The following is a 26,725-nucleotide window of genomic DNA, read 5'->3' as shown; positions in this document are numbered from 1 at the left end:
GCAGCGGCTTCCCTGTTGCGCCCCTCGTCGTCGGCGTGGGTGTCCTACGCGGCCCAACGGGCGAGGGCGGCTTCTGCCTCCACTCGGTTGTCGCGGATACGGTAGACGGTCTGGCGTGTGATCCCGATGGCCTTGGCGACGGCCTGGACGGTCTCGCCCGCGTTGAGCATCGCGACGACGGCATCGAACTGCGTCCGGTCATAGGACGGCTTCCGGCCGAGGTAGGCGTCGTCGCGGCCCTTGGCGTGCGCGATGCCGGCCTTCTGAGCTTCCTTGGTGGCCTCGGCCTGGGCTTGTGACATCGCGGCCATGAAGCCGATGAGAGCGTCCCGAACCGCCTGCAACATCGGATCGTCGGTGGCACCGTCGAACACCATGCCGTTGATGACCGTACGCACGATCACGCCACGGCGCATCATCTCCCGGATGGTCTCAGTCACGTCGCCGTAGTCTCGGCCGAGCCGGTCAACCCAACGCACCACCAGCACGTCGCCACGGCGCAGCATGTCGAACAACCGGCGACCCTGCGGACGATCTGCGAGACGAGTGGTCACGCCAGACACACCGTCGTCGGACACGACTTCATCGATCTTGAAACCAGCGGCCTCGGCTTGGGTGCGCTGGTGCGCGGCGGTTTGGTCGGCGGTGGAGACTCGGGCGTAGAGAATGGTGGTCATCGGCTCGATTTCCGTCCGCTGGGGTTATGTCCGTAGATAATCATGTCCGTAGATTGAAAGCAACCCTTACGGACAAACGTTCAGCGTCCTTCTCAATGTCCGCAGGGGCATACCCAAGCGGACAAGCATAATTTCCAGGAATAGGAAAAATGTCACCAGCGGATCAATGGGGGCCATTCGCCCTCGACCTCGACCCGTGCGAGTACCGGGCACGTCTTCGAACCCTGAGGACCATCGCCAGCATGCGGCTTGGCCCGCGCGGGACCGGCCTCACCAAGATCCTCCACGCCTGCGAGATCGAACCGGATCTTCTCGACATCGCCGTGGATGTCCTCAACCGCCTGCCGTCGCTCGACCGTCGCGGAGTCCTGGCCAGCTACCTGAAGATCAGCATGGAGAAGGACGCCACGCCCTTCTGATGACCTCGACCACAGCGGGGGCGTGCCTTAGCTTGGGAGCATGTGCCGCAACAGTCTGTCCGTCGCCGTCGTCGTCGCCACCCTTGCCGCCTCGCTGGCGTCTGGTGCTGTGGCGCAGAGCTATGACCAGACGAGGCTCACGAACGCGCTGCGAGACCGGGCGCGCGCTGAAGCGCGGCAAGCCCAGTCTCTGGAGAAGATGGAGCGTCTGGACCGGGACCGTGCGAGATCTCAGGACCGTGCCAGACACAATGCAGAGGTGACCAGTAGGTCAGCCCGCCGCTTCGACTGACTGAGCCGCACGCCAGAGCACACCGTCTGCGTCGAGTGTGGCAAGGGCATCGTCAGCAAGTCGGTCGCACAACGCAGCGGCTGTGTCGTCGCCTGTCGCACGGTAGTAGTTGGCTTCGCGCAGGAAGTTGCCTGCGAGGTGATCGATGTAGTCGCGAGCTTCATTGGTAAGCATGTGAGTTCCTTTGCTGGGAACGCCTTCTCTCACACAGTATGACTGAGAGCAAGAAAAGCTTTGCGTCATTTCTCCTCTTGCATACTTCTTCGAATGCAAACCGCGGTGAGGACAGCAAGACATTGATACTACTGGCCTTTTTATTTGCACTGACCATTGACTTGCAAGAATGCAAGGTCAAAGTTTTTATTGCAAACAGGGTGGGTAGGGTGGGTAGCTCGACAAGATTAGCCACACCTAAAAGGCCCCTTTTTCTTGCGTGAGGGGGTGGCCTTCAGAGCAGGCCGGCACCTTTCATCCGGTCTACTCATGCGAAATCAGCAAAAGACCCTTTTAATCTCAAGAGTCGGATCACACCGGCCAAGGACAACCCATGTCAGAAGAACGAGTTCAACTCGTCGTCAGTGCAAGAGACGAAGCCTCCCCGATCATTCGAGGGCTGATGTCCCAACTCAAGCAGCTTTCGGCGATGTCGGCGAAGATCAACGCCAACATCACCAAGAGCGCCACCATCGGCGCCGGCAACAAGTCCGGCAAGCCTGACCGCAACGACTTTGCCAAGGTGCAGAACGACGCCATCAAGAGCCTGAGCAAGCGCATCAGCTTTGAGGGTCGCATGACACGCCAGCGGGTAGCAGGCGAGCGAGCCCTTGCGGTGGAGCAGTCCCGCACCAGCCGCGCGGCCGAGAGCGATGTCGTCCGGCTGTTCCGTGTACGCATGCGCAGCACCCGCGATGCCGCCCGCATGAACGCCATGGTCGAACGTGAGGCCGAGAGATCCCGCGCCCGCACCGTCGCCGCAGAGGAGCGGAGCCACGCCACCGCCATCCGCCGACAGATCTCAGGCCACCGCTACCTCTTCAGCATGCGCGAGCGCATGGATCGAGAGGAGCGTCGATCTGGAGAACGACAGGCCAGCGCCGACGACCGACGACGAGCTGGTCTGCGACGAGATGCCGGGAGCCGTGGCCGTGATGCCATGGACTACGGGCGGGACGCCTACCGGGGCGTGACACGGGCACCGGCCGTTGCCGCTGTGGCTGGCATCGCTGGCACCGCCTCCATAGCCAAGCGTGCCTTGACCGTAGAGCAGGGCGTGGACGCGGCCGAGATCAACACCAGGATCTACGGCGGGCTCTCGAAAGATGCCGCCCGACAGCTTCGTGACGGATGGGCCGCGCCGTTGGCCGAGTCCCTCGGCTCCAGCACCGAAAAGCTTCTCAACAGCTACACGGAGGCCCTGAAGACCGGCATCCCCAACGAGGGCGCGAAGGCGTTCTCCGCTCTGGCGACGCAGACGAGTGAGGTGTGGTCCGTCCCATTCGAGAAGGTTGTCGACTCCTTTGGTCTCGTGAACACCCTGCTCACCAGCGACGGCAGCGCCTTCGACGGCGACAGGATCAAGAGCGTCGCCAACTCCCTCCAGCACCTCGCAGCGAAGCAGGCCACGACCCCTGAGAAGCTTCTGAGCTTCATGGCCCGTGGTGCCGGTGCGTCCCAGATCCTCGGCATGAGCCAAGAGGCAGGCTTGGCCTTCGGCTCGGCATCGACATCGCTGGGGAACCAGGCAGGCCAGTCCGGCCGAATGATGGACTACACGGCCTCGCGCATCGTGGAGATGCCGCGCCTCACCAAGAAGAAGGGCGATGAGGGACGGCAGGCACGGGATCTGATGCAGTCGCTGGGCTACGGCACAGCGGAGAACATGGACCGCCAGCGCCGCGCCGATCCTGACGCCTTCCTCCCGGACTTCGTCGAGCGCTTCAAGAAGATCCAGAACCCGAAAAAGCAGGAACAGGCCATTCGGTTCTTCACCGGGCGGGAGTGGTTCGGCGAGTTCGGCCGCATGGTCAAAGGCTTCGACACGTACAAGGAAGCCGACAGGCTCCGAAAGGAAGCAAAGGGCCTCGACGCCATCGGTGGAGTGTGGGATCTACACAAGCTCAAACTGAAGTTCGTCTTTCAACAGTTCAAGGCAGGCTTCAGCAACATTTTGGGAGAGGCCGGAAAGGTACTGTCCCCGCTCGCCCGACAGGTGGGTGACTACTTCCTCGGATGGACCGAAAAGCTCCGCAACGGCGGTCTCGCCGACAGGGTGAAGGCGTCCATCGAGGGCTTCATCGAAGGGCTCGGCTTCAAGGATCTCCCCGACCTCCTGAAGGGCATCTTCGGTGAACCAGGGCAGGGTGACGCCGGGTCTGTCGATAAGTGGCGGGACACGGCGCGGGAGTTCTCCGCTGGCATCCGCGATGTCATCGGCGGCATCACCAGCGTCATCAAAGCCTTCTCCGGCGGTGATCCTGGAGCCGTTGCACGCTGGACCGGTCGCATTCTCACGGCCACCGTTGTCCTGATGATGCTGGCACCCGTCGCGGGCGTCTTGGGCGGTCTGGCCTCTGCCGTGATGGCCCTCGGGTTCGCTGGTGCAGCTGCATGGAAGCTCCTGAAGCTCGCAGGCGTCGTCGGTACCGCTGGTAAGGTTGCAGGTGCGGCAGCTGGTGCGGCTGGAACGGCAGGTGCTGGAGCAGCTGGAGCGGCGGCAGGCGCAGCAGCGAAGGGCGGCAAGCTGGCCCTTCTGGGAAGAGCCCTTGGCGTCGTCGGTCTCGCCGACCTCGCTCAGGAGTTCGGCGTCCTGAAGGCTCCCACTACGGAGAAGAGCACCGGCCGCAACATCCTGGACGCCCTCGACCCCGGCCTCGCAAGTCGCGTCTACGGCGACGACAAGCGGACCACCGACACGCCCAAGAAGGACGGCGACCAGAAGGACGTGAAGCCCCGCGTGTGGATCGATCCACCAGCCAAGAAGGTGGACGGCCCGAAGTCGATCCCGGAGCAGATCCAGGAGAAGCTACCGATCTCGAAAACCTCCTACACCGGCAACTCCGGCGACCTGTCGGAGTCGATGGACCGCCTACGCGAGAGCGTCGACAAGCTCACAGTGGGATGGGAGGGCGTGGGATCGCGTCTGAAGTTGGATGCGATCACGAAACCGGCGACCGTGACCAAGGCCAGCTTCTCCACCGGTTCGGAGAGCAGCACCGTCGCGGCATCCACCAGGGCGTTCGACCCGGCTCGGCAGTTCGGGAAGAACTTCTTCACCCCCGATGCGAAGGTGCCCTCTTGGTACGGGAAGGGCGGCTCAAACGGGAACAAGCCAGATCCTGGCACCGGGGCGGGCGTCGGACCCTACAAGCCGATCCTGGACCACATCGCGAAGTCCGAAGGCACGGCAGGCCGTGGCGACTACAACGCCTCTTTCGGCTACGGCAAATTCCTCCCCGGTGGGAAGGAAACGAACCTCACGGGCAAGACGCTCGACGAGGTGCTGGCCCTTGGTGACCACATGCGTCGTCAGCCGGGCAACCCGAACTCGTCCGCGCTCGGCAGGTACCAGATCGTCGGGCAGACCATGCGCGGCCTGATGAGGAAGTTCAGCCTCTCTGGGAAGGAGAAGTTCGATGAGGCGATGCAGGACCGCATGGGCGCGGAGCTTGTTCGCCAGCGTGGGGCCAGCGCGTCGGGTCTCGGAAACGAGTGGGCGTCCCTCCGGGGCCAGAAGCTCGCAACCGCCGTCGATCTCGCCGGCAAGGTCGGACAGACGCCAACCGAGAGCGTGGTTGCCAACCTCAACGGCCTTCGGGTCAAGGGTTCGCAGGCGACGGGCGGCGGTGGTCACGTCGAGGCGTTGACCACCCTCGCGAAGGATCTCCAGGACAACGGCATCGCCGGGGGCTTCAAGCAGGTCACGGCCTTCAACGACCACTTCCACCAGGGGCGTCGGTCGAAGCACAACGAGGGTCTGGCCTCCGACGTCACCATCAACGACCCCTCGCAGTCGGCGGTGGCGGCAGAGCAGATCCGCAACCGTCTACGGGCGGCGGGCCTGCCAGACAGCGCCTTCAAGGTGATTGACGAGTACCGGAACCCCTCCGGCCACTCGACGGGCGGGCACCTCCACACGCAGTTCAACAGCAAGGAGGCGGCGGCGCAGTTCAAGACGTTCGCGGAGAAGGCGACGGCGGCGATCACTCCCAAGATCGCAGGAACTAAGGAAAACCCCGTCCCCGTTGATGGTCCTGCCGGTGGTAAGCCCGCCGTCAACAACTGGCACAAGGTTCCCGACGCACAGCCAAACAGGTCCGAAGCTATGACTTCCGGTGTTCCCGCAAGGCGGACGCCAGAGCAGATGATTGAGCGCGTGCCTGAAGGCCAGCGAAGCGTTGGAATGCAGAGGGCAAGCATGGGTGTTGGTGGTGGCAACACCACGAACATCACTCAGAACATCCACGGCGGTGTGAACAACCCTCAGCAGATCGCGAACCTCGCTCAGAGGAAAATCACGGAAGATTGGAACCACAGATCACACGATCTGGAGCCAGAACTGTCGTGATTGACGGTTGAAAAAGCAGAGGTGCTTATAGCACCTCTGCTCAGCCAAAACAGGCGGCTTCGGGTCCAAAACCGAATGGGGGAGAACCGCTCGTCCGACGGCTGCCGGTCATCATTTTTTCGATGGACTGATCGCACCTTTCAGGATCTATCCGTTGGATAACGAAGACACCGAGGGAGAGATCGTGGCCGTCGATCTTCAGGACCTAACGCGACGCCTTTTCATGGCAGCCGACCAGCTTTGGGCGAACAGCACTCTACGACCTGATCAGTATGCCCAGCCGGTCTTGGCGCTCATCGCGTTGCGCCAGATGGAGGCAAAGTTCGAGAAGGTCCACACCGACCTGGCCCCGAAGTTCACCGGCCGTCTGAAGGCTACCCCAGCCGACTACCAGGCTCGTGGCGCGATCTACCTGCCCGAGGTTGCCCGCTATTCCTACCTCCTGGCCCTGCCGGAGAGTGCAAACCTCGCTGAAGCGCTCAACACGGCGATGAAGAGCATCGTCGACAACAACCCTGACCTTGCTGGCGTGCTGCCCCAGGCATACGGGGCGTTGCCTGATGCTGTCTTACGCGAATTGATGCGCCTCCTGGCACCGCTGCAGATCGATGGCGACGCCTACGGCCTCATCTTCGAATATTTCATGGGCGCGTTTGCAGCGGCGTTCATGCAGAAGGGAGGCGAATATTTTACCCCCTCGTCGATCGTGAAGCTGATCGTTGAGGTGATCGAGCCGTATCGCGGGAAGATTTTTGATCCGGCGTGTGGGTCGGGCGGCATGTTCGTCCACTCCGCCGAGTTCGTCCGCCGACACCATGCTGCTCCTGAGCGTGACATCAGCATCTACGGCGTCGAGAAGATGTCGGACACCCAACGCCTATGCCGCCTGAACCTGGCCGTCCACGGGCTATCCGGCGACATCAAGGAGGCGAGCAGCTATTACGACGACCCACATCGCCTGGTCGGCAAGTTCGACTTCGTCATGGCGAACCCCCCCTTTAACCAATCTGAGGTCGATAAGGCCCGACTGGTCAGTGAGACTGGCGTAGTGGACGCGCGGTTCCCCTTAGGGATGCCAAGCACCAACAACGCCAACTACCTCTGGATCGGACTGTTCTACGCCGCGCTGAATGAGAAGGGCCGCGCCGGGTTCGTAATGGCCAACTCGGCCAGCGACACGGGTAGCTCCGATCGAACCATGCGACAGAAGCTGGTCAGCAGCGGCGCAGTCGACTGTATCATCGCCACCTCGCCCAACATGTTCTTCACCGTCACCCTACCGGTGACCCTGTGGTTCCTTGATCGCGGAAAGGCCAAGGGCCCACGCCGTGACCAGGTACTGTTTATTGATGCTCGCCACATCTTCAGACAAGACAGCCGGGCCCACAGGTCCTTCACGGCCGAGCACATCGAGTTTCTTGGCAACATTGTCCGCTTATGGCGGGGCGAGGCCGCAGAGGCTGAGCAAGGCAGCAAGGAGCGCATGGAGCAAGCGTTCGGGGGCGGGCGCTACCAGGACGTCCTCGGCCTCTGCAAAGTGGCCAGCCGCGCTGAGATCGCCGCGCAGGACTGGAGCTTGAATCCTGGACGCTACGTTGGCGTGAAGCCCGGAGAAGCACAAGATGACGAGGACTTAAAGCTCAAGCTGGAGAGGATGCAGGAGGAACTGGAGCTGCTCAATGCCGAGGCCGCGCGATTGCAGACGGTGGTGGCCCAGAACGTAGCGGAGCTTCTGTCGTGACTTATCCTCGTTTCCGAGTTGCAGATCTAATAAAAGTCCAAAAGCGTAAGTCAAAATTTAAGACCAACGAATACCTCGATAGTGGATCGATTTCCATCATTGATCAAGGGACTAGCGCCATTGCTGGGTACACTAACGAACTGGAGCGAGCTTATGACGGCGACCTCCCAGTTGTTATTTTCGGCGATCACACCTGCTCCCTAAAATACGTAGATTTCAAATTTGCGATCGGTGCTGATGGTACTCAGATCCTCCGACCAATTGAATCGCTTGATACGCGCTACATGTACTATGCGCTTCACACCACCGAGCTTCAACAGTACGGGTACCAGAGGCACTTTAAACTACTGAAGGAGTGTGAAATTGCTGTGCCTCCAATCGAGGATCAGCGCCGCATCGCATCGATCCTCGCAGCCTATGACGACTTGATCCAGGTTAACCGACGGCGGGCGGTGTTGCTGGAGGACATGGCGCGCAGCCTGTTCGAGGAGTGGTTCGTCCGGTTCCGCATTCAAGGGCACGAAAACGTGGCGATGGTCGACACGCCAGATGGGCTAGTGCCGGAGGGATGGAATACGCTTAAGGTAGGTTCGGTGCTCCGCAAGTTCCGCCGAGCCGAGAGAGTTCAGCGACAAGACTACATTCCTGGTGGCGCGATACCCTGCATTGATCAAGGAGCAGAGTTTATTGGCGGATACACGGACAATAACGATGCGTTAATCGATGATCCTTTGCCATTATGTGTCTTCGGGGACCATACGCGTATTTTAAAGTTTGTCACATTCCCATTTGCAAGCGGTGCTGACGGGACACAGCTGCTTTATCCTATAGACGGGATTAGTCCAGAGTATCTGTACCATTCTATCTGCAGAATCGATTTATCAAACCAACACTACGCACGCCATTTCAAGTTCCTTAAAGAGAAGTGCATAGTTGTTCCGCCGGCTCATTTGATTGACCGTTTCACTCGCGCGGCAAAGCCCTTGATGGAGCAGGTGCAAAACTTCCGGTTTCAAAATCGTGCACTCGCTGCTTCTCGTGACCTCCTGCTCCCTCGCCTGATCTCCGGCCAACTTTCGGTGGCTGAAGCCGAGCGTCAGCTCCGGGAAGCCGCTTGAGATGGCCCTATCGCTGACCGGCCACATCGCCTCTGAGGTCGGCTCGGTTGAGCAGCCTGCGCTTGAGCTGCTGGAAGAACTGGGCTGGCAGCGCGTCAACCTGCAGGCCGAGCAGCCGGGACCCGACAACCCAACCGGCCGCACCAGCTTCCGTCAGACCTACTTACCTGCACGGTTGCAATCAGCACTGGCAAGGCTCAACCCGCACATGCCCGCCGAGGCGCTTGTGCTGGCCGAGGAGCGCCTCACAGAGGATCGGTCCGCCATGCTGCCGGTGGCAGCCAACCGAGCCCTTTTGGGCCTCCTGGTCGACGGGGTATCTGTTGAAGTTCGGCGCGGCGATGGCAGCTTCAGGATCATTAGCGTCCGTGTGATCGATTGGATCGACCCGACCAACAACGACTTCCTTGTCGCGAGCCAGGTCTGGATCGAAGGTCCACTTCACAAGCGCCGGCCCGACACCATCGGGTTCGTCAACGGACTGCCGCTGATGCTTGCAGAGTGGAAGGGCCTCACCAAGCCGCTTGCGGATGCCTACGATGACAACTTACGCGACTACCGCGACGCCATCCCGCGCCTGTTCGACGCCAACGGCTTCGTCATCCTGTCGAACGGGCTGGAGGCGGTTATGGGGGCGAGCCACGCGCTCTTCGAGTTCTTCGCGCCGTGGAAGCGCCTGGAGGAGGGCGGGCCGGAGAGTGGCGACCTGGAGATGCTGCTGCGGGCAACCTGCGAGCCGCGCCGTTTTCTTGATTTGATCGAAAACTTCATCCTGTTCGAGGAGGGCCGCGAAGGCCTACGCAAGATTGTCGGCAAGTACCACCAGGTCCTCGGCGTCAACCGCGCAATTAAGGCTGTGGGAGAGCTTGAGAATGATCGGAGGAAGCTGGGCGTATTCTGGCATACGCAGGGCTCCGGCAAATCTTTCTCTATGGTGATGTTCGCCGAGAAGGTCCTGCGGAGATTGGGCGGCAACTTCACATTTTTGATTGTTACCGATCGCAACGAACTAGATGACCAGATCGCAGAGACTTTTGCGGCCACGGGAGCACTTACCAAGAATGTCGACCATGCCCAGGCAAGTAGTCGGGTCCATCTTCAGGAGCTACTGGCGGGCAATGAGCGGTATGTGTTCACGCTCATCCAAAAGTTCAGCACCTCAAACCAAGAACCTATGCCGGTTCTGTCTGCTCGATCTGATCTTATCGTCATCACCGACGAGGCGCATCGCAGCCAGTACGCGCAGTTCGCTGCTAATATGAGGGCAGCTCTGCCAAATGCAGCGTTCCTTGGCTTCACTGGTACGCCGCTGATTCAAGGCGAGGAAAGCCGTACCCGCGATATGTTCGGGGACTACGTGTCGATCTACGACTTTGCCCAGTCGGTGAAGGATGGTGCAACTGTTCCTTTGTTCTACGAAGCTCGCAAGCCCGAGCTACAGATGAATGCCAACGAGCTACGCGAGGACATGGAGGCTTTGCTGGAAGACGCGGCGCTAGACGAGGCCCAGGAAGAGCGGCTGAACCGCGAGTTCGCTCGCCAGTATCAGCTCATCACCCGCGACGACCGACTCGACAAGGTTGCAGAAGACTTGGCTTTGCACTTCGCGACTCGTGGATACCGTGGCAAGGCGATGTTCGTGGCGATCGATAAGGCCACCGCCGTTCGCATGCACGACAAAACGAAGCTGGCCATTTCTCGGCTGATCGCGGCGGACGAAGAGAAGCTGAAAAGAGCGCACGAGGCCGAAGGAGCCGCCATATTTGAACGGCTGGCCTGGATGCGCTCGCTTGATACAGCCGTGGTCGTCAGTCAGTCGCAGAACGAGATCGGCGACATGAGGGCCAAGGGGCTCGACATCCTGCCCCATCGGACCCGGATGCAACAGGAGGACCTGGAGGCCAAGTTCAAAAACGGCGACGATCCGCTGCGCCTGGTGTTCGTTTGCGCAATGTGGATCACCGGGTTCGACGTGCCTTCGATCAGCACCGTCTACCTGGACAAGCCGATGCGGAACCACACTCTCATGCAAACGATTGCTCGGGCAAACCGGCGGGCGAGGGGCAAGACTTCGGGTGTGATTGTCGACTATGTCGGCGTGTTCCAGAACCTCCAGAAGGCCCTGGCAGTCTATGCCGGCGCGGCGACAGGGCGCGGATCCGCCAGCGGCGCGAGTCCGATCGAGGACAAGCAGGCGCTGGTTCAGACACTGGAGGCCGAGTTGGTCACGGTGACGGGCTTCATCGATCCTCTTGGGGTAAGCACTGACGCAATCCTGGTGGCCAGGGGATTTGCTCGGAACGCGCTGATCGCGAATGGCGTGGAGGTGTTGGTCGCCCCTGATGAGCGCCGCCGTGAGTTCTTGCGGCTCTCCGGCAATGTTGTGAAGGCCTACAAGGCCTTGTTGCCCGACGAACGCGCTGCGCCCTACCTCGGGCCGGTTGCTGCGATCCACACTCTGTCAGACGCCGTGAAGGCCAAGCTGGGACCGGTCGACATCTCGGCAGTCTCAGCCCTGATCGCCGCACTTTTGGACGAAAGGATCGAAGGCGTCGGCATCCTCACACCGATTGTCGAAGGCGATCGGGCAGAGGGCCGTGTAAACCTATCGGACATCGACTTCGACAAGCTTGCCAGCCTGTTCGCCACGACGCCCAAGACCGCCGCAGCTCAGCTCCGCGAGGCGACCGAAGAGAAGGTCGCCAGGATGGCCGAGCAAAACCCAACACGCCAGGGATTGGTCGAGCGGTTGGAGGAACTCGTTGCTACCTACAATGCCGGGTCGGTCGACGTAGAAGCGTTCTTCGACGCTCTTCGGGCTTTCGTAAGTCAGTTGGACGAGGAGGAGACCAGGGGAGCCCGCGAGGGACTGAGCGAGGAAGAGCTGGCGATCTTCGATCTGCTCACCAAGCCCGCACCTACGCTTACGCAGGCTCAGGAAATTGAGGTCAAACGAGTGGCTCGCGAGCTACTTGAGAAACTCCGTGTGCTTGTATCCGGGGTCGACTGGCTACGGGGTACTCAGAGCCGAGCGGCGGTTCTTTCTGAGATAAGGCTCAAACTTAACGAACTGCCCGAGGAGCCTTATCCGGACTTGCTGTTCCACTCCAAGATCGAGCAAGTTTGGGGATTTGTACTTCAGCGTTACGCCGGGTAGCGTATCCTGCTCTCCTTCAAGCGCCCCTTTTTTAAACTATTTCAGCAGCGCCTTGCGCCACGTAGCTGATCCAGGGCGGCGTTGAATGATATTGTCGGAACCAACAGGCTCTTGGGCTCTGCTTGCCGCTGGTCGGGCTGTGTGGGGATTTAGGTGGGAAGTGGAAGGTTCAAGCGCCCCCACTCTTACCACCTATAAAAGCAACCGGCAAAACATTGCAAAATAGGGACGCTGCCGGAAATGTTATTCTTGTCAGCGACTTAGCCGTCCGCTTTTCCGAGGAAATACGGATCTTGCTCGACGGAAATAGGGAAAATGGGGCGTCTGGCTCTGAGCTTGACAATCAAGCTCCAGCATGTTAGGGCAGGTCGTTTCAACACAAAAAGGCCGCACGATCCATCACAGATCCTGCAGCCCAGAGAACCACGAGATCCTCGATGCACACAACTACCACGACCACCGCAGAGTTCAACCCACCGACCAAAGAAAAGTCAGCCGCCCAACGCCTTCTCTCAGACCGCAGTCTGGACTGTGCGTCGAGGATGATGGCCTTGGCCGCAATGAGCATGGCCGACCCGGTGACGGGAAGGTTCACGGCTGAGATTGAGGAAATCGCCGACGAAATGGGCTCCAGCGTCTCCACGGTGATCCGCGCGACGAAGATCCTGGAAGAGGCCGGACTGCTCCAGGTCGCCAGATCCCACCGCAAGCCGAACACCTACGCTCTCCACGTCGAATGAGCCCATCACAGCCAGAGACCGGCGAAGACCGGCACGGCATCAACCAGTCAACAAAAAGCCCTCACATCCGCATTCAACCTGCCAGGGGAGAACGGACACAAGGGCTTGGAAGAGGAAACTCAATTGTCATTGTCAGATAGCACGTCCGAGCAAGAACAGCAAGCACTAAACTATTCTCACAACGAAGAAACTACCGATTCCGGTGTCGGTATGGATGATGTGCCGGCAGCGCCTCTGGACGCCCAACCAGTTGGTGAAATGAAGCGTACGCTTCAGATCCCTGCCGATATCGCAAGCAAGCACCGGTGGATGGAGAGAGTGTTTGCCGATCCAGAGATCTCGCACTTTGCCGGCAAGGTCGCCGCACGCCTCATGACCTTCCACAACAATGCATCCGGCCAATGCAATCCGAAGCAGGAGACGTTGGCAAAAGCCGTGAACTCCAACCGTTTCATGGTGAATGCTGCGATCCAGGAGTTGGTTGACAAGGGATACGTAACTGCAACGCGCACGAGAGGCCCGAAGCTCTACCGACTGGAGGTCGATAAGACAGACTCCATCCAGCCTTTGGATAAGCTGAAACGCACCCCGCGACGTGCGGCTAAGACATCGACTGCCGAGGAATCCGCCGTCTCAGATGTGCCCCCAGCTGAACACCAGATGTGCTCCGGGGAACACATCAGATGTGCGTCGGAGGATACATCTAGATGTGCGTCAGAGGGCACACAGAATGGTGAAGCTCAATCGCTAGAAAGAATGGCTAACCAACCAAAGAGCGTTCCGGTTGATCGTCCAACGACGGTGATGGCAGGTCCAGAGATCATGCCGGATAAGGATGCAATGCCGAAGACGCACCGGTTTGGTGAGTTCGTAGTTCCCGATGATGTCTACCAAGAATGGCAGCGGAGCTTCACGCACATCAAAGTTGATCGAACCCTGACGGACAAAGCCGGATGGGTAGTGACAACCGTGACGGGTGATCGCGTCAAAGCAATGACGACCATCCTCAGAAAGGCGGATGAACGGCGCGAATTGGAGATGCGTCGAATTGCCGAGTACTCGAAGGCGGGCAAGGATGCCGGAGATCTCGATCAGCGCATGCCGGAAGCCTACTCCGGATGGACGAAGCAGCACCTGCCAGACATTAGGGTGATGCCAGACAACTTCACTTTAAGCAGCCCGGTCAGCAGGGAAAACCGACCGCGCGACCCCTTCGATGAAAAAGGTGACATCTCCTTGCACGAGTTTCTCAGCAAGACCGCGATGCTCAGAGCGAAGGACGCCAGGGAGGTCTTTGAACAGTTTCGTGAGGAGGTAGCAGTCAACCGAATTAAATCGAACAACTGGATCAAGGAAGCGGAAGGCTACTTCAAGCACTACCGCAAACTCCACCCACCACGAAACCCCGTGCTTGGATCTGGATCAACGCGGGGCAGTGCCCCAGCAATTTGACGCAGCTAGTTCGGGCACGCGGGACCATTTCAGCCGGTCCCGCGCGTTCTCCGCCTTACACCTCGCCAAGGGTCCGAGAGATCCACGAGGATCGCCACACACGGCGTTTGTCGACGTCGATGTACTTGGGTGGCTCTTGAGCGATGGAGGCAGCTGGCGGGGCCTTTGAGGCGATATTCTTAGAGGGCGCGCCGGAAATGGCCACTCCAACCGCCCGACGTTCACTGCGAGCCCACACAATCACCTGGATGTCAACCCCAAAAGCTTGACTTTTGCACAAAAGTGTGCGCAGGATGTGGATGCGAGAGATCGCTGCGAAACGAGGGACAACCCTCCGGGAACGGAAGAACAGGTCCGGCGACCCGAAAATCTGAATAAGTACGCTGAAGCCTTCACAAAGCTCCTGTTCCTGGCAACGAGATCCCCAGCCCGTCCTTCAAGATGGGTGCGCAACTCCACATGGCAGTAAATGCGGGACCGATCCGTCGAACAACTACATCGTGTTCGCACGTCGATTTTTCCCGTCTCCACCCATCAGAGGACTACAGCCATGCAAGCAAAAAAGCTTGACCTGCGCATCAATCTCGGCCTTGGGAACACACTCAACAAGGCCCTGGAAGACGCTACGCGCTACAACCACACCAACAAGACCGCCTTCATTAGGAACTGCATTGTGAATGAGCTTCGAAAGAGCGGGTTTCTTCAGGAAAACAAGAAGGACACCGCTCAATGAGCGGCGAGATCGAACAGACCGACCAGAGGCCACACATCACCCTCGCACCGCAGATCCGAGCCTACGCAAAGGCGAACGGTCTCGACATGAAGGCCGACGACATACGGTTCGTTGAAGGCGCTCTCAACAGCGCCGCCATCATCGAGAACGGCGAAGTCAGCTTTGGCCTGGGTAACCACCAGACCGGCACCGTCGAACAAGCCCTTCACGGCCTCACGGTCGGAATCCCTCGCTCCACCAGATCGCCAGAGCAGCCTCGAATTCCAGTCGGCGGAAACGCCACCGCCCGTGCCGTCGCCATCAACGCCGCTCTCAAAGCAAACCGCTCTGAGGCCAAGGCCGCTGAAGCCGTCGCCCTTGTCGAGAAGTTCGGGAACCCCTGGAAGACCGGGAATCACATGCACAAGGCAATCGTGAAGAACACCAACCCAACCCTCGCAGCACGCCTCAGCGCCCAAGTCGGAATGAACCCATGACCAACACAAATGCCACTTCCCTCACCACAATGGGGGAATACCGGAGGCGTCAGCAGGCAGCCAAGGTTCGCGGCGAGAGGTTCAACGTTGACCCTGATGTCCGTGCAGCCCGTGCCGCCGTCCTCGAAAGGAGAGAGGCGGAAATGGTGGCTGGTATCGAGGAAGCGAACCAGAAGGCCACACGGCCTGCCGAACTGTACCGGACAACCCTCGACCTCGTGTCCGACGAGATGCTTCACGAGTTGCAACGGAGCCTACCGAACCTCTCTACCCGGCAGATGGGCGACATCATCGGGGACGTGCTGACAGGGCGGCGTCGAAGACGCCACGCAGCCGACATCGCGCCACCGCCCGAAGTCGTTGTAACGGCCACCAGGAGCCGCCGGCCTGCATCGGCTACGCCAGACGCCGCGTAGGGCGCGACGGGATGCAAGTCCGTAAGGGGTGGATCGGCTGGTAGGGGAAGGGGCGATTCGTCCGCCCGATGGATCGTTTGCACACCCTTTGCACCCCTTGGCGAAAGTCTGGGGTGCAGCTTTCTCACGAGATGGGGCTAAGTGCTTGAAATGATTGGTGCCGCAAGAGGGATTCGAACCCCCGACCCCCTCATTACGAATGAGGTGCTCTACCAGCTGAGCTATTGCGGCGAGATCCATGGCGTGACGCTGAGTGGCGCGTCGGATCGTTGCGGGTTCATATCCGTCCGATCGACCGATGGCAAGGCGGTCCGCGTCGTCTTCCTGATGCAACTGTGCCACGCAGGCCGCATCCCGGTCCCGCGGCCATCCGTGCCGCCTTGACGCCGGGCGGCGCGGCTTCGAAGGGTCGCGACGTCTGTCAGGAACCGCCATGTCCCTCATCGCCCGCTTGCGTGCCTATGCCGCCGACGCGTTCGGCCTGTCCGCGAGCCCGGAGGAGGCGGAGGCAGCCGACGAGCGTCTGGCGGCCGTCGCCCTGCTCGTCCATGTGGCGCGGGTGGACGGCGTCCTCGATGGGGCCGAGTCGGAGCGGCTGTGCCGCCTCGTCGAGGGGCGCTATGCCGGAAACCGCGAGCAGGCCGAGGCGCTCATCGCCCGCGCGGCCAGTGTCGATTCGCAGACCCGCGACATGGCGCTGCTGGTGGAAATGATGGGGCACGAATTCGGTGAGTCGGAGCGGGCGCGGCTGCTGTCGATGGCTTGGTCCGTGGCGGGGGCCGATGGCACCGTTCATGAGTTCGAGGAGGCGCTGGTCTGGCGGCTCGGCCGCCTGCTCCGGTTCGACGACACGGCGATCCGCCTCGCGCGCGCCGGTGCCGAGACGGAATCGGCCTCGTAGGCGGTACTTCATGCGCGACCCCCGGTTATCGGCAGGTCGCATCATGGTGGACGGGAGGATCGTGGCGCGATGATCGTCAGCTTGACGCTGATCCTCCTGGCTCAGCTCGTCGGTGAGGCGCTGGCACGGGGAGCGGCCCTTCCGGTGCCCGGCCCCGTCATCGGGATGGCGCTCCTCCTTCTCTTCATGGTGGTCCGGGACCGTTGGCGCGGCCAAGCCGCCCGCATCCTCGCCGCGCCCCTCGTGGACGGCACCCTGGAGCGCTCCGGAAAGGGGCTGCTCGCCCATCTCTCGCTGATGTTCATCCCGGCGGGGGCCGGCATCGTCGGACGGCTCGACGTGCTCGAAGCCCATGGCGTGGCCCTCGCCTGCGTGGTCGTCGTCTCGACGCTGGCGACCCTGACGGCGACGGCGCTCACCTTCGTGGCCGTCAAGCGCTGGGTCGCCCCGGGGGACCGGCCATGACCGGCGACTTCGCCCTGTGGGTCTATCTCTCGCGCACGCCTCTGCTGTGGCTGACCGTGACCCTGATGGTCTACGCGGTGGCCGACCGCATCGCCACGGCGACGAACCGGCATCCCCTCGCAAATCCCGTCGTCGTCGCCATCGTCCTGATGGCCTGCGTGCTCAAGCTCACGGGGACGCCCTACCCGACCTATTTCGAGGGCGCGCAATTCGTCCACTTCCTGCTCGGGCCGGCGACCGTGGCCCTGGCGATCCCGCTCTACGAATACCGCGCGACGGTGCTGCGCTCGCTGGCACCGATGCTGGCGGCCCTCCTCGTCGGCTCCGTGGTGGCGCTGATCTCGGCGACCACCCTCGGGACCGCCTTCGGCATCCCGCACGACGTGATCGTCGCCTCGGTGCCGAAATCGGTGACCACCGGCGTCGCCATGGGAATCGCCCAGAATCTCGGCGGCGATCCGACCCTGGCGGCGGTGCTGGTGATGCTGACCGGCATGACCGGCGGCATCCTGGTCACCCCGCTCATGAACCTGCTTCGCATCAAGGACATGCGCGCGCGCGGCTTCGCGGCGGGGCTCGCCGCCCACGGCGTCGGTACGGCGAGGGCGTTCCAGGTAAACGAGGTGGCCGGCGCCTTCGCCGGCATCGCTCTCGGCCTCAACGCCCTCATCACCGCGATCCTGGCGCCCCTCGCCGTGACGTTCCTGCGCTGACGCCGCCCTATCTGACGGCCGTGCCCTCGGAGAGCATCGTCGGCGTGAAGCGCCCGTCCGGGCCCGGCTTCATGTCGATGCGCGTGTCGTGGAGGGCATGCAGCGTCGAACGATGGCCGATGGAGACGATCGTCGTCCCCGGCAGGCGCTCGCGCAGCATGCGGTAGATGCCGGCCTCGCTCGGTTCGTCGAGGGCGGCGGTGGATTCGTCGAGGAAGAGCCAGGCCGGCTTCGCCAGGACGGCGCGGGCGATGGCCAAACGCTGCTGCTCGCCGCCGGAGAGGCGCTGGTCCCAGGCATCGACCTCGTCGAGACGGTCGGCGAGTTGCGGAAGCTGCGCGGCGATGAGCGCCTCGCGGATCGCCTCGTCGGAGAACTGATCGGTGGTGCTCGGATAGACCACGGCGCCCCGCAGGGTCCCGAGCGGGATGTAAGGCCGCTGCGGCAGCACCAGCGCGGACTGGCCTTCCGGCACGTCGACCCGGCCCTTCCCGAACGGCCAGATTCCGGCGATCGCCCGGAACAGGGTCGACTTGCCGGAGCCGGACGGGCCGGTGAGCAGCGTCGACGCCCCCTTGTCGAGGGTGAACGAGCCGGCGGTGACGATCTCGCGGCCGTCGGGCAGGGCGAGGGTCAGGCCGGAGGCGGTGACGTTCGGGCCGGTCCCATTGCCCTGGACGAGGCCGTATCCGGCGCCGGACAGGGCCTCCGCCTTGGTCATCGCCCGCTTGAACGACGTCAGGCGGTTGGTGTTGGCGCGGTACGACGCGATGGTGGTGTAGGAATCGATGAAGAAGGACAGGGAACCCTGGACGCTGCTGAAGGCGTTCGCCGTCTGCTGGAACTGGCCGAGGGTGATCTTTTTGAGGAAATAGGACGGGGCGGCGAGGATGTAGGGAAACACCACACTGATCTGGTTGTACGACAGGGTGAAGCTGCCGATCTTGATCCGCCGGTAGATGATGGCGAGGTAGTTTCCGATGATCTCTTGGAAGAGTTCGCGCAGGCGCACGGTCTCCGAACGCTCGCCGCGCAGCAGGGCGATCTGCTCGGAATAGATCCGCGTCCGCGCAAGGGAGAAGCGGAAATCGGCCTCGACCTTCTCTTGCCGGAAATCGAGCCCGATGAGCGGACGGCCGATGAGATGGGTCAACCATGTCCCGACCACCGCGTAGACGATGACCAGCCAGACGAGGAACCCGGGCACCACCGTATCGGTGAAGGGGAGTACGAAGTCCCGCGACAGGCCCCAGAGAATGACCATGAACGAGACCAGGGTCGCGGCCTGCGACAGGAGCCGGATCGACAGGCTTGTCGTTTGCTGGATGAAGAGGTTGACGTCGCTCTGGATGCGCTGATCCGGGTTATCGGCCGGCTCGTCGGTAAAGGGGATCCGGTAATGCGTGCCGCCATCGAGCCAGCGGCTGTAGAGGCTGCGGGCCAGCCAGGTGCGCCAGCGGATGTGGAGCGATGCATCGACGAAGGTGTCGAACATGCCGATGACGACCCAGACCGCCGCCAGGGGCACGAAGATCCAGACGAGCTGATACCAGAACGCGTCGGCGTTATACTCCTGCAGCGCGTTGAAGAGGTCGCGGTACCAGAAGTTCAGGCGCAGCTGAAGCGCGACCTGGGCAAAGGTGATGAAGATGGAGAGCGCCACGAGACGTCGTGCGACCCGACCTTCGGTGCTGCCGAAGAAGTGGAACGGCCGGATTTCCCGGTTCGGCTCCTCGCGTGCGGCGAAGAACGGGTCGGCGATGCGGGTGATCGCGCGGATCGGCTCGAGATGGGAGATTCCGAACACGATGCCGGCGAAGACCACCGCGCCCGTGGCAGCAAAGGCCGGTGGCAGCAGAGCCGCCAGCGTCTCCGGCAGGAGGCCCGACGCCGCCAGTTGCTTCGCACCGGCCAGGAACAGGTAGCCGATGCCATAGACTGATACGAACACCTTCAGGTAATCGGAAAGCTTAGCGGAGGCGAGGAGGATCACCACCATCGCAAAGCCGCTGAAGCTGACGTAGAGCGGCGTCGCAGTGCCCGGCAGGATCAGAAGTACGAGGGCGAAGAGCGCCGTTATGGCGGCCTGCAGGCCGAGGCCTGTCCTGAGTACGGCCACGCGCGTCTCCTCAAGTCGATGATTCAAATAGGCGACGACGACTTCGCCCGCCGGATTGGCACCGGATCGTGACGGCGGCAGTGACGGCCGGTCGTGGCGAGATCGTGGCGGGGGTGGTCGCCGCCGGATGCGTCAGATCGGATCAGGGCCAGTCCCAATCGCCGTAATCCGGCTCGCGACATCGGTAGCCGACCGGGCATTCCAGATTGTCGCGGGTGGGCACGAAGCGGAGTTCGGCGATTTCCGACATCCCGCACAGGCTCCGGTCGCTGACGAAGCGTTCCGTCCGCCCCGGCTGTTCCGCCCTGCCTGGTTTCTCCGCCTTGCCCGCCGGCCATGAAAGGACCGCCGACCCGTCCCGCTTCACGAGCGCCATCGCATCCGCGCAGGCCATCCGCATGGTGGAGGGCGGTGCTTGAGCACTGGCCGGGGCTGCGATGGTGACGCAGACGGCAAAGGCGAGGCGTCTCGTCACGATGGCACGGATAACTGACTGGTTTCTCACAAGCTTGAGCATGGCAGTTTTCATGAGGGACGGGAAGGGCTTGCCGTTTGCCCGCCCTATTCGCGGAGTCTATCCACCGCTATCGATGGCGCCGGGACAGAAGAGCGACAGGCCTGTCTTGTCCAAAGCCGACTTCACGGGCTCGCCAGAGTCCGGTTGTCGAACGGGGCCGGGGTTGCTCAAGTCGCGAACCAGTGAAGCGGCCGCCGCCGCTGCGAGACCGGCTCCGCCCCAGGGGGAGCCTTACGGGAGACGACGATGACCGCGGGCATCGAAGCTGAGGATACGGGGAGGATCGACGAGGGAGCGTCGCCGCCAGCCGTGGCGGAGCCCTCGGGCAGGTCGGCCCGCGCCCTTGTGCTTCCCGTCTCCCTCGCCATGGGCTGGGGCGCGCTCCTCGGCTACAGCACCGTTCTGCTGACCCACGACCCGCCGGCGCGCCCGGAGATCGGCACGATCCAGGCGGCGTTCAACGAGCCCGGTCCGTTCGAGACTCATGCAGGCGGGTCGCGGCCGGGTCGTGGCAGCGCTCCCTGGTCCGATGTGGGTAGCGGGTCCGGTCCGTCGGGCCGGGACGCCACGGTCGTCCCACCGGTCCAGCCGGGAATTCGATCCGTCGCTCTCAGGCAGGATCCCGAAGTGGCGCCCCGTGCCGACGTGACCACGGCCGCGTCGCCTCCCATCGAGCCGGCGGCCTATGTCGGTCTCTGGGGGCCCAACGAGACCGCATGCCGCCGCGGGGCGCGGCGGCGGGGATACATCCCGGCGCGGATCACCGAGAGCGGGGCTCGCGCGGGCAGCACCGTGTGCACCTTCCGCAACGGACGGCGCATCGGTACGAACTGGAGCGTGTCGGCCTCCTGCAGCGATGGCGGCCGGCGCTGGTCGTCCCAGGTGAAGCTGCTGGTCGACGGCAACCGCCTGACCTGGTCGAGCGCCAAGGGCGACGCCTCCTATGTCCGATGCCATCGCCGCGCGGGATAGGCGCGAGCGGGGTCGTGGTGAGAGAGGATCTGCGGCACGGGCACGGAGCGCTGCCCGGTTCCCGCTGCGGGCTACAGGATTTACGCATTTCGCGGGATGCTCGAACCTGCCCTCCTCCCCCTAGTGGGGAGGAGTTGGAGGTGGGGGTGGTTGGGCGACCCTAATGCGACGGAGCCTGGCGGAACCACCCCCACTCCTAACCTCTCCCCACAAGGGGGAGAGGGACGCGCTCTGCCTGAAAGATAAGAAATGTGAATCTAGTAGCCCGCATCTGGGCAGAGCGGACAGTCGATATACCCGCCCACAACGAGAAAGGGCCGTCTTGCGACGACCCTTTCCGCCCTCGCGACGACCGCCGCGAGAGCATCCGTTTCGAACTGAGAGCCTGGACTTCTTAGAAGTCCATGCCGCCCATGCCGCCGCCGCCCGGCATCTGGGGAGCGCCGCTGTCCTTCTTGGGAGCGTCGGCGATCATGGCCTCGGTGGTGACGAGGAGACCGGCGATGGAGGAGGCGTCCTGCAGCGCGGTGCGCACGACCTTGGCCGGGTCGACGATGCCGGCCTGGATCATGTCGACATACTCTTCGGTCTGGGCGTTGAAGCCGAAGGTGATCGAGTCGGTGTTGTCGGTGATCTTGCCGACCACGATCGAGCCTTCGACGCCGGAATTGGCGGCGATCTGGCGGATCGGGGCTTCAAGGGCCTTCAGCACGATCTTGATACCGGCCTGGACGTCCGGGTTGTCGCTCTTGAGGGCGCGGACGGCCTCGCGGGCACGGAGGAGTGCGGTACCGCCGCCGGGGACGATGCCCTCTTCCACCGCAGCGCGGGTGGCGTTGAGCGCGTCGTCGACGCGGTCCTTCTTCTCCTTGACCTCGACCTCGGTCGCGCCGCCGACGCGGATGACCGCGACGCCGCCGGCGAGCTTGGCCAGGCGCTCCTGGAGCTTCTCACGGTCGTAGTCCGAGGTGGTCTCCTCGATCTGCGCCTTGATCTGGCTCACGCGGGCTTCGATGTCCGCCTTCTCGCCGAGACCGTCGATGATCGTGGTGGTCTCCTTCTCGATGCGGATGCGCTTGGCGCGGCCGAGCATCGGCAGGGTGACGTTCTCGAGCTTGATGCCGAGATCCTCGGCGATCATCTGACCCTGGGTCAGGATCGCGATGTCCTCGAGCATGGCCTTGCGGCGATCGCCGAAGCCCGGAGCCTTGACGGCGGCGACCTTCAGACCACCGCGCAGCTTGTTCACGACGAGCGTGGCGAGAGCCTCACCCTCGATGTCCTCGGCGATGATGACGAGCGGCTTGCCGGTCTGCACCACGGCCTCGAGAACCGGCAGCATCGCCTGGAGCGAGGACAGCTTCTTCTCGTGGATGAGGATGTAGGGGTCCTCGAGCTCGGCAACCATCTTCTCCGCGTTCGTGATGAAGTACGGGGAGAGGTAGCCGCGGTCGAACTGCATGCCCTCGACGACGTCGAGCTCGGTCTCGGCGGTCTTGGCTTCCTCGACGGTGATGACACCCTCGTTGCCGACCTTCTGCATGGCATGGGCGATCATCTCGCCGATTTCGGTGTCGCCGTTGGCCGAGATGGTGCCGACCTGGGCGACTTCCTCGGACGAGGCGACCTTCTTGGCGCGGGCGATGATGTCCTTCACGGCGGCCGTGGTGGCCAGATCGATGCCGCGCTTCAGGTCCATCGGGTTCATGCCGGCGGCGACGTACTTGGCGCCTTCACGGACGATGGCCTGGGCCAGGACGGTGGCGGTGGTGGTGCCGTCGCCAGCGATGTCGTTGGTCTTCGAGGCCACTTCGCGCACCATCTGGGCGCCCATGTTCTCGAACTTGTCGGCGAGCTCGATCTCCTTGGCGACGGTGACGCCGTCCTTGGTGATGCGGGGAGCGCCGAAGCTCTTCTCGATGACCACGTTGCGGCCCTTGGGGCCGAGCGTCACCTTCACTGCATCGGCGAGAATGTCGACGCCGCGGAGCATCTTCTCGCGGGCATCGGAGCCGAAGCGTACTTCTTTCGCTGCCATGTTCAAATCCTCATGAGGTGCGAAGCCCTGAGGCGCTCATCGAAGTGCGCGCTCGAAGGGCTCGGATGGGAAGAAGGAAGAGGGGGCGTCGCTTGAATTAAGCGACGACGCCCATGATGTCGGATTCCTTCATGATCAGGAGGTCCTGACCGTCGATCTTGACTTCGGTGCCGGACCACTTGCCGAACAGCACGCGGTCGCCGGCCTTCACGTCGAGGGGGTTCACGCGGCCGGCCTCGTCACGGGCGCCCGGGCCGACGGCAACGATCTCGCCCTCTTGCGGCTTCTCCTTGGCGGTGTCGGGGATGATGATGCCCCCCTTGGTCTTCTCTTCGCCTTCGATACGGCGGACGACAACACGGTCGTGCAGCGGACGGAACTTCATGAGCTGCCCTCTTGCTTCGAATTGATGGATGGCGTTGATGCGGCCGAAGAGCTCGCCCAACCCAGGCCGTTAGCACTCCCAAGCGATGAGTGCCAAAGCAAGGGCGGAGGTAGGCTCAAGCCCCTTGCGAGTCAAGACGCGGACGACGCGTCATGCCGCGTTCGCGAAGCATGTTCTGCTCTCCGGTCGCTGACAGACGGATGACAATCACCCCATGATCAGCCTCCAGGGACCGCAGGGCGCGGTCGAGCATTCCGGCGCAGCCAATGGCGGCGGCGTGCCAAGCCACGCGATATGGATCGATCTCAACGATCCGAGCACCGAGGAGGCGGAGCATATCGAGGCCGCCACCGGGCTGCGCGTACCATCGCGAAAAGCTCTGAGCGAAGTCGAGAATTCCAGCCGGCTGCGGCGGCTCAAGAACGGGCTCTCGCTCTCAACCCCGATGATCACCTTCGACAAGGTGGATTCGCAGCTGACCCCGCTCGGCTTCGTCCTGACCCGGGACCGGCTGATCACCGTCAGATTCAACGAGCTGCGCGCCTTCGAGGAGGTCAAGAAGCGCATCGGCGACGGCGACGGGGATTGCCAGACCGGCACCGAGATCTTCCTGCTCCTGGTGGAAGAGCTGGTGGACAGTCTCGCCGACGCCCTGGAGGAGATGGGCGCCGACCTCGACGCGCTCTCCACCCGGATCTTCGATTTCGACGTGAGGGCAGGGGGCGTCGCCGGGGATTCCGGCAAGACACCGCGCCGGCGCGATCTGGCCCTTCGCCGCATCCTCCGCAGCGTCGGCCGGCGGGGCAAGGCGCTGGGCAAGATCCGCTCGAGCCTACTCGGCCTCGAGCGCATCCTCCCCTTCGTCGCCGGCGAATGCGAACACCTCCTCGGTGCCACCGAGATGCCGCGCTTCGAGACCCTGCGCCGGGACATCGCCTCCCTCGACGAGTTCGAGATCCGCCTGTCGGAGAACGTGCAGTTCCTCCTCGACGCCACCCTCGGCCTCATCAACATCGAGCAGAACAACACCTTCCGCGTGCTGACCGTGGTCTCGGTCGTGGGCGTTCCGCCGACCCTCATCGCCTCGATGTACGGCATGAACTTCAAGCACATGCCGGAACTCGACTGGGTCTACGGCTATCCCTATGGTCTGTCGCTGATCGTCATCAGCGCGATCATCCCCGTCGTCTTCTTCAAGCTGCGCGGCTGGTTCTGACGCTGGGCCGACCGGGCAGGCTCGGGATTTAGGGAATTCTTTTCGGGCCGGCGCGCAAGGATCGGGAGCAGAGCCGGGCACCCGGCGACCAGAGTCGACCGCATGGCCGTGATCGCCGCCTTCATCCTGAATGCCGGGCTCAATTTCTGCCTCGGCCTGCTCCTCGCCAAGCTGATGGGGCCGGCGGATTTCGGCCTGTTCGGCCTCGCCACCACGGGCGCCGTGGTTCTCAACACCCTGGTCTTCGAGTGGCTGCGGCTGTCGGCCACCCGGTTCTATTCCAACCGTGTCCGGCAGGAGGAACCCTGGATCCGCCATGGGCTGGACCGCGCCTATGCCGTCCTCGCCCTCGTCCTGCTCGTCGCCTCCGCCCTGTGCGCGGTGGTCGGCGCGACGGTGGAGATGGATGCGCAAGGCCGTTTCGCCATCGCAGCGGGGGCCGGGCTCGCCGCTTTCGGCATCGGATTGTTCGATTATCACGCGGCCCTGACGCGGGCGCGCTTCGATGGCGGCCTCTACCTGAAGTTGACCATCGTCAAGAACGGCCTCGCCTTCCTGCTCATGGCGGGGGCGGCCTGGCTGTTTCCCCAGCCGGTCTGGGTGCTCCTGGCCTGCGGGCTCAGCCAGTTCCTGCCTGTCCTCGTGCTGCGCAGGCCCCTGCTCGATCCGAAGGTGCCCATCGTCTGTGTGCGCGTGGGCGAGACCTGGCGGCTGTTCCGCGCCTACGGGCTACCGCTCATCGCCGCTAACGCGATCTACCAGATCACGCCGTTCCTCAACCGCAGCGCCATCGCCATGTGGTTCGGACTGGCGGAGGCCGGCTATTTCGCCCTTGCCGCCGATGTCGCCACCCGCAGCCTCAGCATGATCGGCACGGCCCTCGACCTCATCCTGTTCCAGCTCGCCGTGCGGGTGGACGAGCACGAGGGCCATGTGGCGGCCGAGGCCCAGATCGGCCGCAACGCCGGCATCGTGGTGGCGCTGATGGTGCCCTGCGCCGGCGGGCTCTGGGCCGTGCTTCCGGCGATCCAGGGACTCATCGTGCCGGAGGCATATCGCGGGCCCTTCGCCCTCTACGCGCTGATCCTCATCCCCGGCCTGCTCTGCGGCACGCTGCTCAATTTCGGCCTCAACCCGATCTTCCAGATCCGGCGCAAGACGGTGCCGGTGATCGCCGCCGCCATCGTCGGCCTCGCCGTGAACGCTGCCTGCCTGTTCGTCCTGCCCGCGCATTTCGGGGCGCCGGGCATCGCCATGGCGCAGAGCGCCGGCCTCGTCGCCTCGACCCTGTGGCTGGCCGTCCGGGCTCTCACCGGACCGCAACGCCTGCGGATCGACTGGTGGGACGTCTTCGCCGCCTGCACCTCCACCCTGGCGATGATGGCCTGCCTCGCGCCGTTCCGGCACACGGACCCGGCCGTAGCCCTCGCCATCTGCCTGCCCCTCGGTGTGCTGGTCTACGCCCTGCTCGTGGCGCTGTTCGACATCGCCGGCCTGCGCGGCCTCGCCGCCGCCTATCTCCGGCAGCGCGCCGTCACCCCGACGGCCTGAGACGCTCGCGTCGCTTGAAAGAGGGGCGTGCCTTCCCGCATATGGTTCGCCAAAGGATGCCGG

General features: G+C 62.9%; 22 protein-coding genes and 1 tRNA gene. 16 read left to right on the top strand and 7 right to left on the bottom strand.

The window, feature by feature from the left end; all coding sequences use genetic code 11:
- Positions 1-44: 44 nt before the first annotated feature.
- On the bottom strand, positions 45-677 hold the full coding sequence (locus K368_RS0123085) for a recombinase family protein (RefSeq protein ID WP_027174425.1): 633 nt from the start codon (positions 675-677) through the stop codon (positions 45-47).
- A gap of 149 nt (positions 678-826) precedes the next feature.
- On the opposite strand from K368_RS0123085, the gene K368_RS26935 reads away from it, so the two are divergent.
- Positions 827-1,096: a hypothetical protein gene (locus tag K368_RS26935; RefSeq protein WP_155935294.1), complete on the top strand. Its 270-nt coding sequence runs from the start codon at positions 827-829 to the stop codon at positions 1,094-1,096.
- A gap of 271 nt (positions 1,097-1,367) precedes the next feature.
- Here the strand turns inward: K368_RS26935 and K368_RS26365 are convergent, their stop codons facing one another.
- Complete coding sequence (locus K368_RS26365) at positions 1,368-1,562, bottom strand: hypothetical protein (protein WP_081739651.1); 195 nt, start codon at positions 1,560-1,562, stop codon at positions 1,368-1,370.
- 442 nt (positions 1,563-2,004) lie between these two features.
- Here K368_RS26365 and K368_RS25715 point away from each other — a divergent pair, with 442 nt between their 5' ends.
- The 9 genes from K368_RS25715 to K368_RS0123030 all read left to right on the top strand — a co-directional run bounded on the left by K368_RS25715 (position 2,005) and on the right by K368_RS0123030 (position 15,785).
- Positions 2,005-5,952 carry a phage tail tape measure protein gene (locus tag K368_RS25715; protein ID WP_027174423.1) on the top strand — a complete coding sequence of 1,316 codons (3,948 nt, stop codon included), beginning with the start codon at positions 2,005-2,007 and terminating at the stop codon, positions 5,950-5,952.
- A 154-nt stretch (positions 5,953-6,106) separates the two neighbouring features.
- Positions 6,107-7,693 (top strand): class I SAM-dependent DNA methyltransferase, encoded by a 1,587-nt coding sequence (locus K368_RS0123065; RefSeq protein WP_245259648.1) that lies wholly within the window; start codon positions 6,107-6,109, stop codon positions 7,691-7,693.
- Positions 7,690-8,811 carry a restriction endonuclease subunit S gene (locus K368_RS0123060; protein ID WP_197031053.1) on the top strand — a complete coding sequence of 374 codons (1,122 nt, stop codon included), beginning with the start codon at positions 7,690-7,692 and terminating at the stop codon, positions 8,809-8,811. Before K368_RS0123065 ends, K368_RS0123060 begins: the two co-directional genes overlap by 4 nt.
- Before the next feature lies 1 nt (position 8,812).
- Positions 8,813-11,968 carry a type I restriction endonuclease subunit R gene (locus K368_RS25370; RefSeq protein ID WP_036266620.1) on the top strand — a complete coding sequence of 1,052 codons (3,156 nt, stop codon included), beginning with the start codon at positions 8,813-8,815 and terminating at the stop codon, positions 11,966-11,968.
- A 560-nt stretch (positions 11,969-12,528) separates the two neighbouring features.
- Positions 12,529-12,708: a helix-turn-helix domain-containing protein gene (locus K368_RS26930; RefSeq protein WP_348625550.1), complete on the top strand. Its 180-nt coding sequence runs from the start codon at positions 12,529-12,531 to the stop codon at positions 12,706-12,708.
- Positions 12,709-12,813: 105 nt separating this feature from the next.
- On the top strand, positions 12,814-14,160 hold the full coding sequence (locus K368_RS26925; protein ID WP_155935290.1) for a helix-turn-helix domain-containing protein: 1,347 nt from the start codon (positions 12,814-12,816) through the stop codon (positions 14,158-14,160).
- Between the two features lie 550 nt (positions 14,161-14,710).
- Positions 14,711-14,893 (top strand): hypothetical protein, encoded by a 183-nt coding sequence (locus K368_RS0123040; protein WP_027174418.1) that lies wholly within the window; start codon positions 14,711-14,713, stop codon positions 14,891-14,893.
- Positions 14,890-15,369 (top strand): hypothetical protein, encoded by a 480-nt coding sequence (locus K368_RS0123035; protein WP_027174417.1) that lies wholly within the window; start codon positions 14,890-14,892, stop codon positions 15,367-15,369. Before K368_RS0123040 ends, K368_RS0123035 begins: the two co-directional genes overlap by 4 nt.
- Complete coding sequence (locus tag K368_RS0123030) at positions 15,366-15,785, top strand: hypothetical protein (protein WP_027174416.1); 420 nt, start codon at positions 15,366-15,368, stop codon at positions 15,783-15,785. Before K368_RS0123035 ends, K368_RS0123030 begins: the two co-directional genes overlap by 4 nt.
- Positions 15,786-15,940: 155 nt before the next feature.
- Here K368_RS0123030 and K368_RS0123025 read toward each other — a convergent pair.
- A tRNA-Thr gene (locus K368_RS0123025) sits at positions 15,941-16,016 on the bottom strand.
- Positions 16,017-16,218: 202 nt separating this feature from the next.
- On the opposite strand from K368_RS0123025, the gene K368_RS0123015 reads away from it, so the two are divergent.
- From K368_RS0123015 to K368_RS0123005, 3 genes are all read left to right on the top strand, one after another.
- On the top strand, positions 16,219-16,686 hold the full coding sequence (locus K368_RS0123015; RefSeq protein ID WP_027174414.1) for a TerB family tellurite resistance protein: 468 nt from the start codon (positions 16,219-16,221) through the stop codon (positions 16,684-16,686).
- A gap of 69 nt (positions 16,687-16,755) precedes the next feature.
- Entirely contained in the window at positions 16,756-17,151 is a 396-nt protein-coding gene (locus K368_RS0123010; RefSeq protein ID WP_027174413.1) for a CidA/LrgA family protein, read from the top strand.
- The gene (locus tag K368_RS0123005) at positions 17,148-17,864 is read left to right on the top strand and encodes an LrgB family protein (RefSeq protein ID WP_027174412.1); all 717 of its coding nucleotides are present in this window, start codon (positions 17,148-17,150) and stop codon (positions 17,862-17,864) included. The genes K368_RS0123010 and K368_RS0123005 overlap by 4 nt, the downstream gene beginning before the upstream one ends.
- A gap of 7 nt (positions 17,865-17,871) precedes the next feature.
- Here the strand turns inward: K368_RS0123005 and K368_RS0123000 are convergent, their stop codons facing one another.
- Positions 17,872-19,983 carry an ABC transporter ATP-binding protein/permease gene (locus tag K368_RS0123000; protein ID WP_027174411.1) on the bottom strand — a complete coding sequence of 704 codons (2,112 nt, stop codon included), beginning with the start codon at positions 19,981-19,983 and terminating at the stop codon, positions 17,872-17,874.
- Positions 19,984-20,125: 142 nt separating this feature from the next.
- A complete protein-coding gene (locus K368_RS0122995; protein WP_245259647.1) occupies positions 20,126-20,458 on the bottom strand; it encodes a hypothetical protein in 333 nt (110 codons plus the stop codon).
- A gap of 288 nt (positions 20,459-20,746) precedes the next feature.
- On the opposite strand from K368_RS0122995, the gene K368_RS0122990 reads away from it, so the two are divergent.
- Complete coding sequence (locus K368_RS0122990) at positions 20,747-21,472, top strand: hypothetical protein (protein ID WP_027174409.1); 726 nt, start codon at positions 20,747-20,749, stop codon at positions 21,470-21,472.
- A gap of 394 nt (positions 21,473-21,866) precedes the next feature.
- Here K368_RS0122990 and groL read toward each other — a convergent pair whose 3' ends face one another.
- Together groL and groES are read right to left on the bottom strand one after the other, a co-directional pair.
- Positions 21,867-23,510: a chaperonin GroEL gene (gene groL, locus K368_RS0122985; protein ID WP_027174408.1), complete on the bottom strand. Its 1,644-nt coding sequence runs from the start codon at positions 23,508-23,510 to the stop codon at positions 21,867-21,869.
- 97 nt (positions 23,511-23,607) lie between these two features.
- The gene (gene groES / locus K368_RS0122980; RefSeq protein WP_018042554.1) at positions 23,608-23,895 is read right to left on the bottom strand and encodes a co-chaperone GroES; all 288 of its coding nucleotides are present in this window, start codon (positions 23,893-23,895) and stop codon (positions 23,608-23,610) included.
- A 214-nt stretch (positions 23,896-24,109) separates the two neighbouring features.
- Between groES and K368_RS0122975 the strand changes: the two genes are divergently transcribed.
- Together K368_RS0122975 and K368_RS0122970 are read left to right on the top strand one after the other, a co-directional pair.
- Positions 24,110-25,111 carry a magnesium transporter CorA family protein gene (locus K368_RS0122975; protein WP_018042555.1) on the top strand — a complete coding sequence of 334 codons (1,002 nt, stop codon included), beginning with the start codon at positions 24,110-24,112 and terminating at the stop codon, positions 25,109-25,111.
- 102 nt (positions 25,112-25,213) lie between these two features.
- A complete protein-coding gene (locus tag K368_RS0122970) occupies positions 25,214-26,662 on the top strand; it encodes a polysaccharide biosynthesis C-terminal domain-containing protein (RefSeq protein ID WP_027174407.1) in 1,449 nt (482 codons plus the stop codon).
- The last annotated feature ends 63 nt before the right edge of the window (positions 26,663-26,725 follow it).

Source organism: Methylobacterium sp. 10 (assembly GCF_000519085.1).
GTDB lineage: Bacteria > Pseudomonadota > Alphaproteobacteria > Rhizobiales > Beijerinckiaceae > Methylobacterium.
This window is presented reverse-complemented; position numbering and strand designations above follow the sequence as displayed.

Coding starts and splice junctions, on each gene's coding strand:
- groL (WP_027174408.1), bottom strand. CDS start 23,510: ATGGCAGCGAAAGAAGTACGCTTCGGCTCCGATGCCCGCGAGAAGATG.
- K368_RS0123040 (WP_027174418.1), top strand. CDS start 14,711: ATGCAAGCAAAAAAGCTTGACCTGCGCATCAATCTCGGCCTTGGGAAC.
- K368_RS25370 (WP_036266620.1), top strand. CDS start 8,813: ATGGCCCTATCGCTGACCGGCCACATCGCCTCTGAGGTCGGCTCGGTT.
- K368_RS0123005 (WP_027174412.1), top strand. CDS start 17,148: ATGACCGGCGACTTCGCCCTGTGGGTCTATCTCTCGCGCACGCCTCTG.
- K368_RS0123015 (WP_027174414.1), top strand. CDS start 16,219: ATGTCCCTCATCGCCCGCTTGCGTGCCTATGCCGCCGACGCGTTCGGC.
- K368_RS26930 (WP_348625550.1), top strand. CDS start 12,529: ATGAGCATGGCCGACCCGGTGACGGGAAGGTTCACGGCTGAGATTGAG.
- K368_RS0122990 (WP_027174409.1), top strand. CDS start 20,747: ATGACCGCGGGCATCGAAGCTGAGGATACGGGGAGGATCGACGAGGGA.
- K368_RS0122970 (WP_027174407.1), top strand. CDS start 25,214: ATGGCCGTGATCGCCGCCTTCATCCTGAATGCCGGGCTCAATTTCTGC.
- K368_RS26935 (WP_155935294.1), top strand. CDS start 827: ATGTCACCAGCGGATCAATGGGGGCCATTCGCCCTCGACCTCGACCCG.
- K368_RS0123035 (WP_027174417.1), top strand. CDS start 14,890: ATGAGCGGCGAGATCGAACAGACCGACCAGAGGCCACACATCACCCTC.
- K368_RS0123010 (WP_027174413.1), top strand. CDS start 16,756: ATGATCGTCAGCTTGACGCTGATCCTCCTGGCTCAGCTCGTCGGTGAG.
- K368_RS25715 (WP_027174423.1), top strand. CDS start 2,005: ATGTCCCAACTCAAGCAGCTTTCGGCGATGTCGGCGAAGATCAACGCC.
- K368_RS0122975 (WP_018042555.1), top strand. CDS start 24,110: ATGATCAGCCTCCAGGGACCGCAGGGCGCGGTCGAGCATTCCGGCGCA.
- groES (WP_018042554.1), bottom strand. CDS start 23,895: ATGAAGTTCCGTCCGCTGCACGACCGTGTTGTCGTCCGCCGTATCGAA.
- K368_RS0123085 (WP_027174425.1), bottom strand. CDS start 677: ATGACCACCATTCTCTACGCCCGAGTCTCCACCGCCGACCAAACCGCC.
- K368_RS26365 (WP_081739651.1), bottom strand. CDS start 1,562: ATGCTTACCAATGAAGCTCGCGACTACATCGATCACCTCGCAGGCAAC.
- K368_RS0123030 (WP_027174416.1), top strand. CDS start 15,366: ATGACCAACACAAATGCCACTTCCCTCACCACAATGGGGGAATACCGG.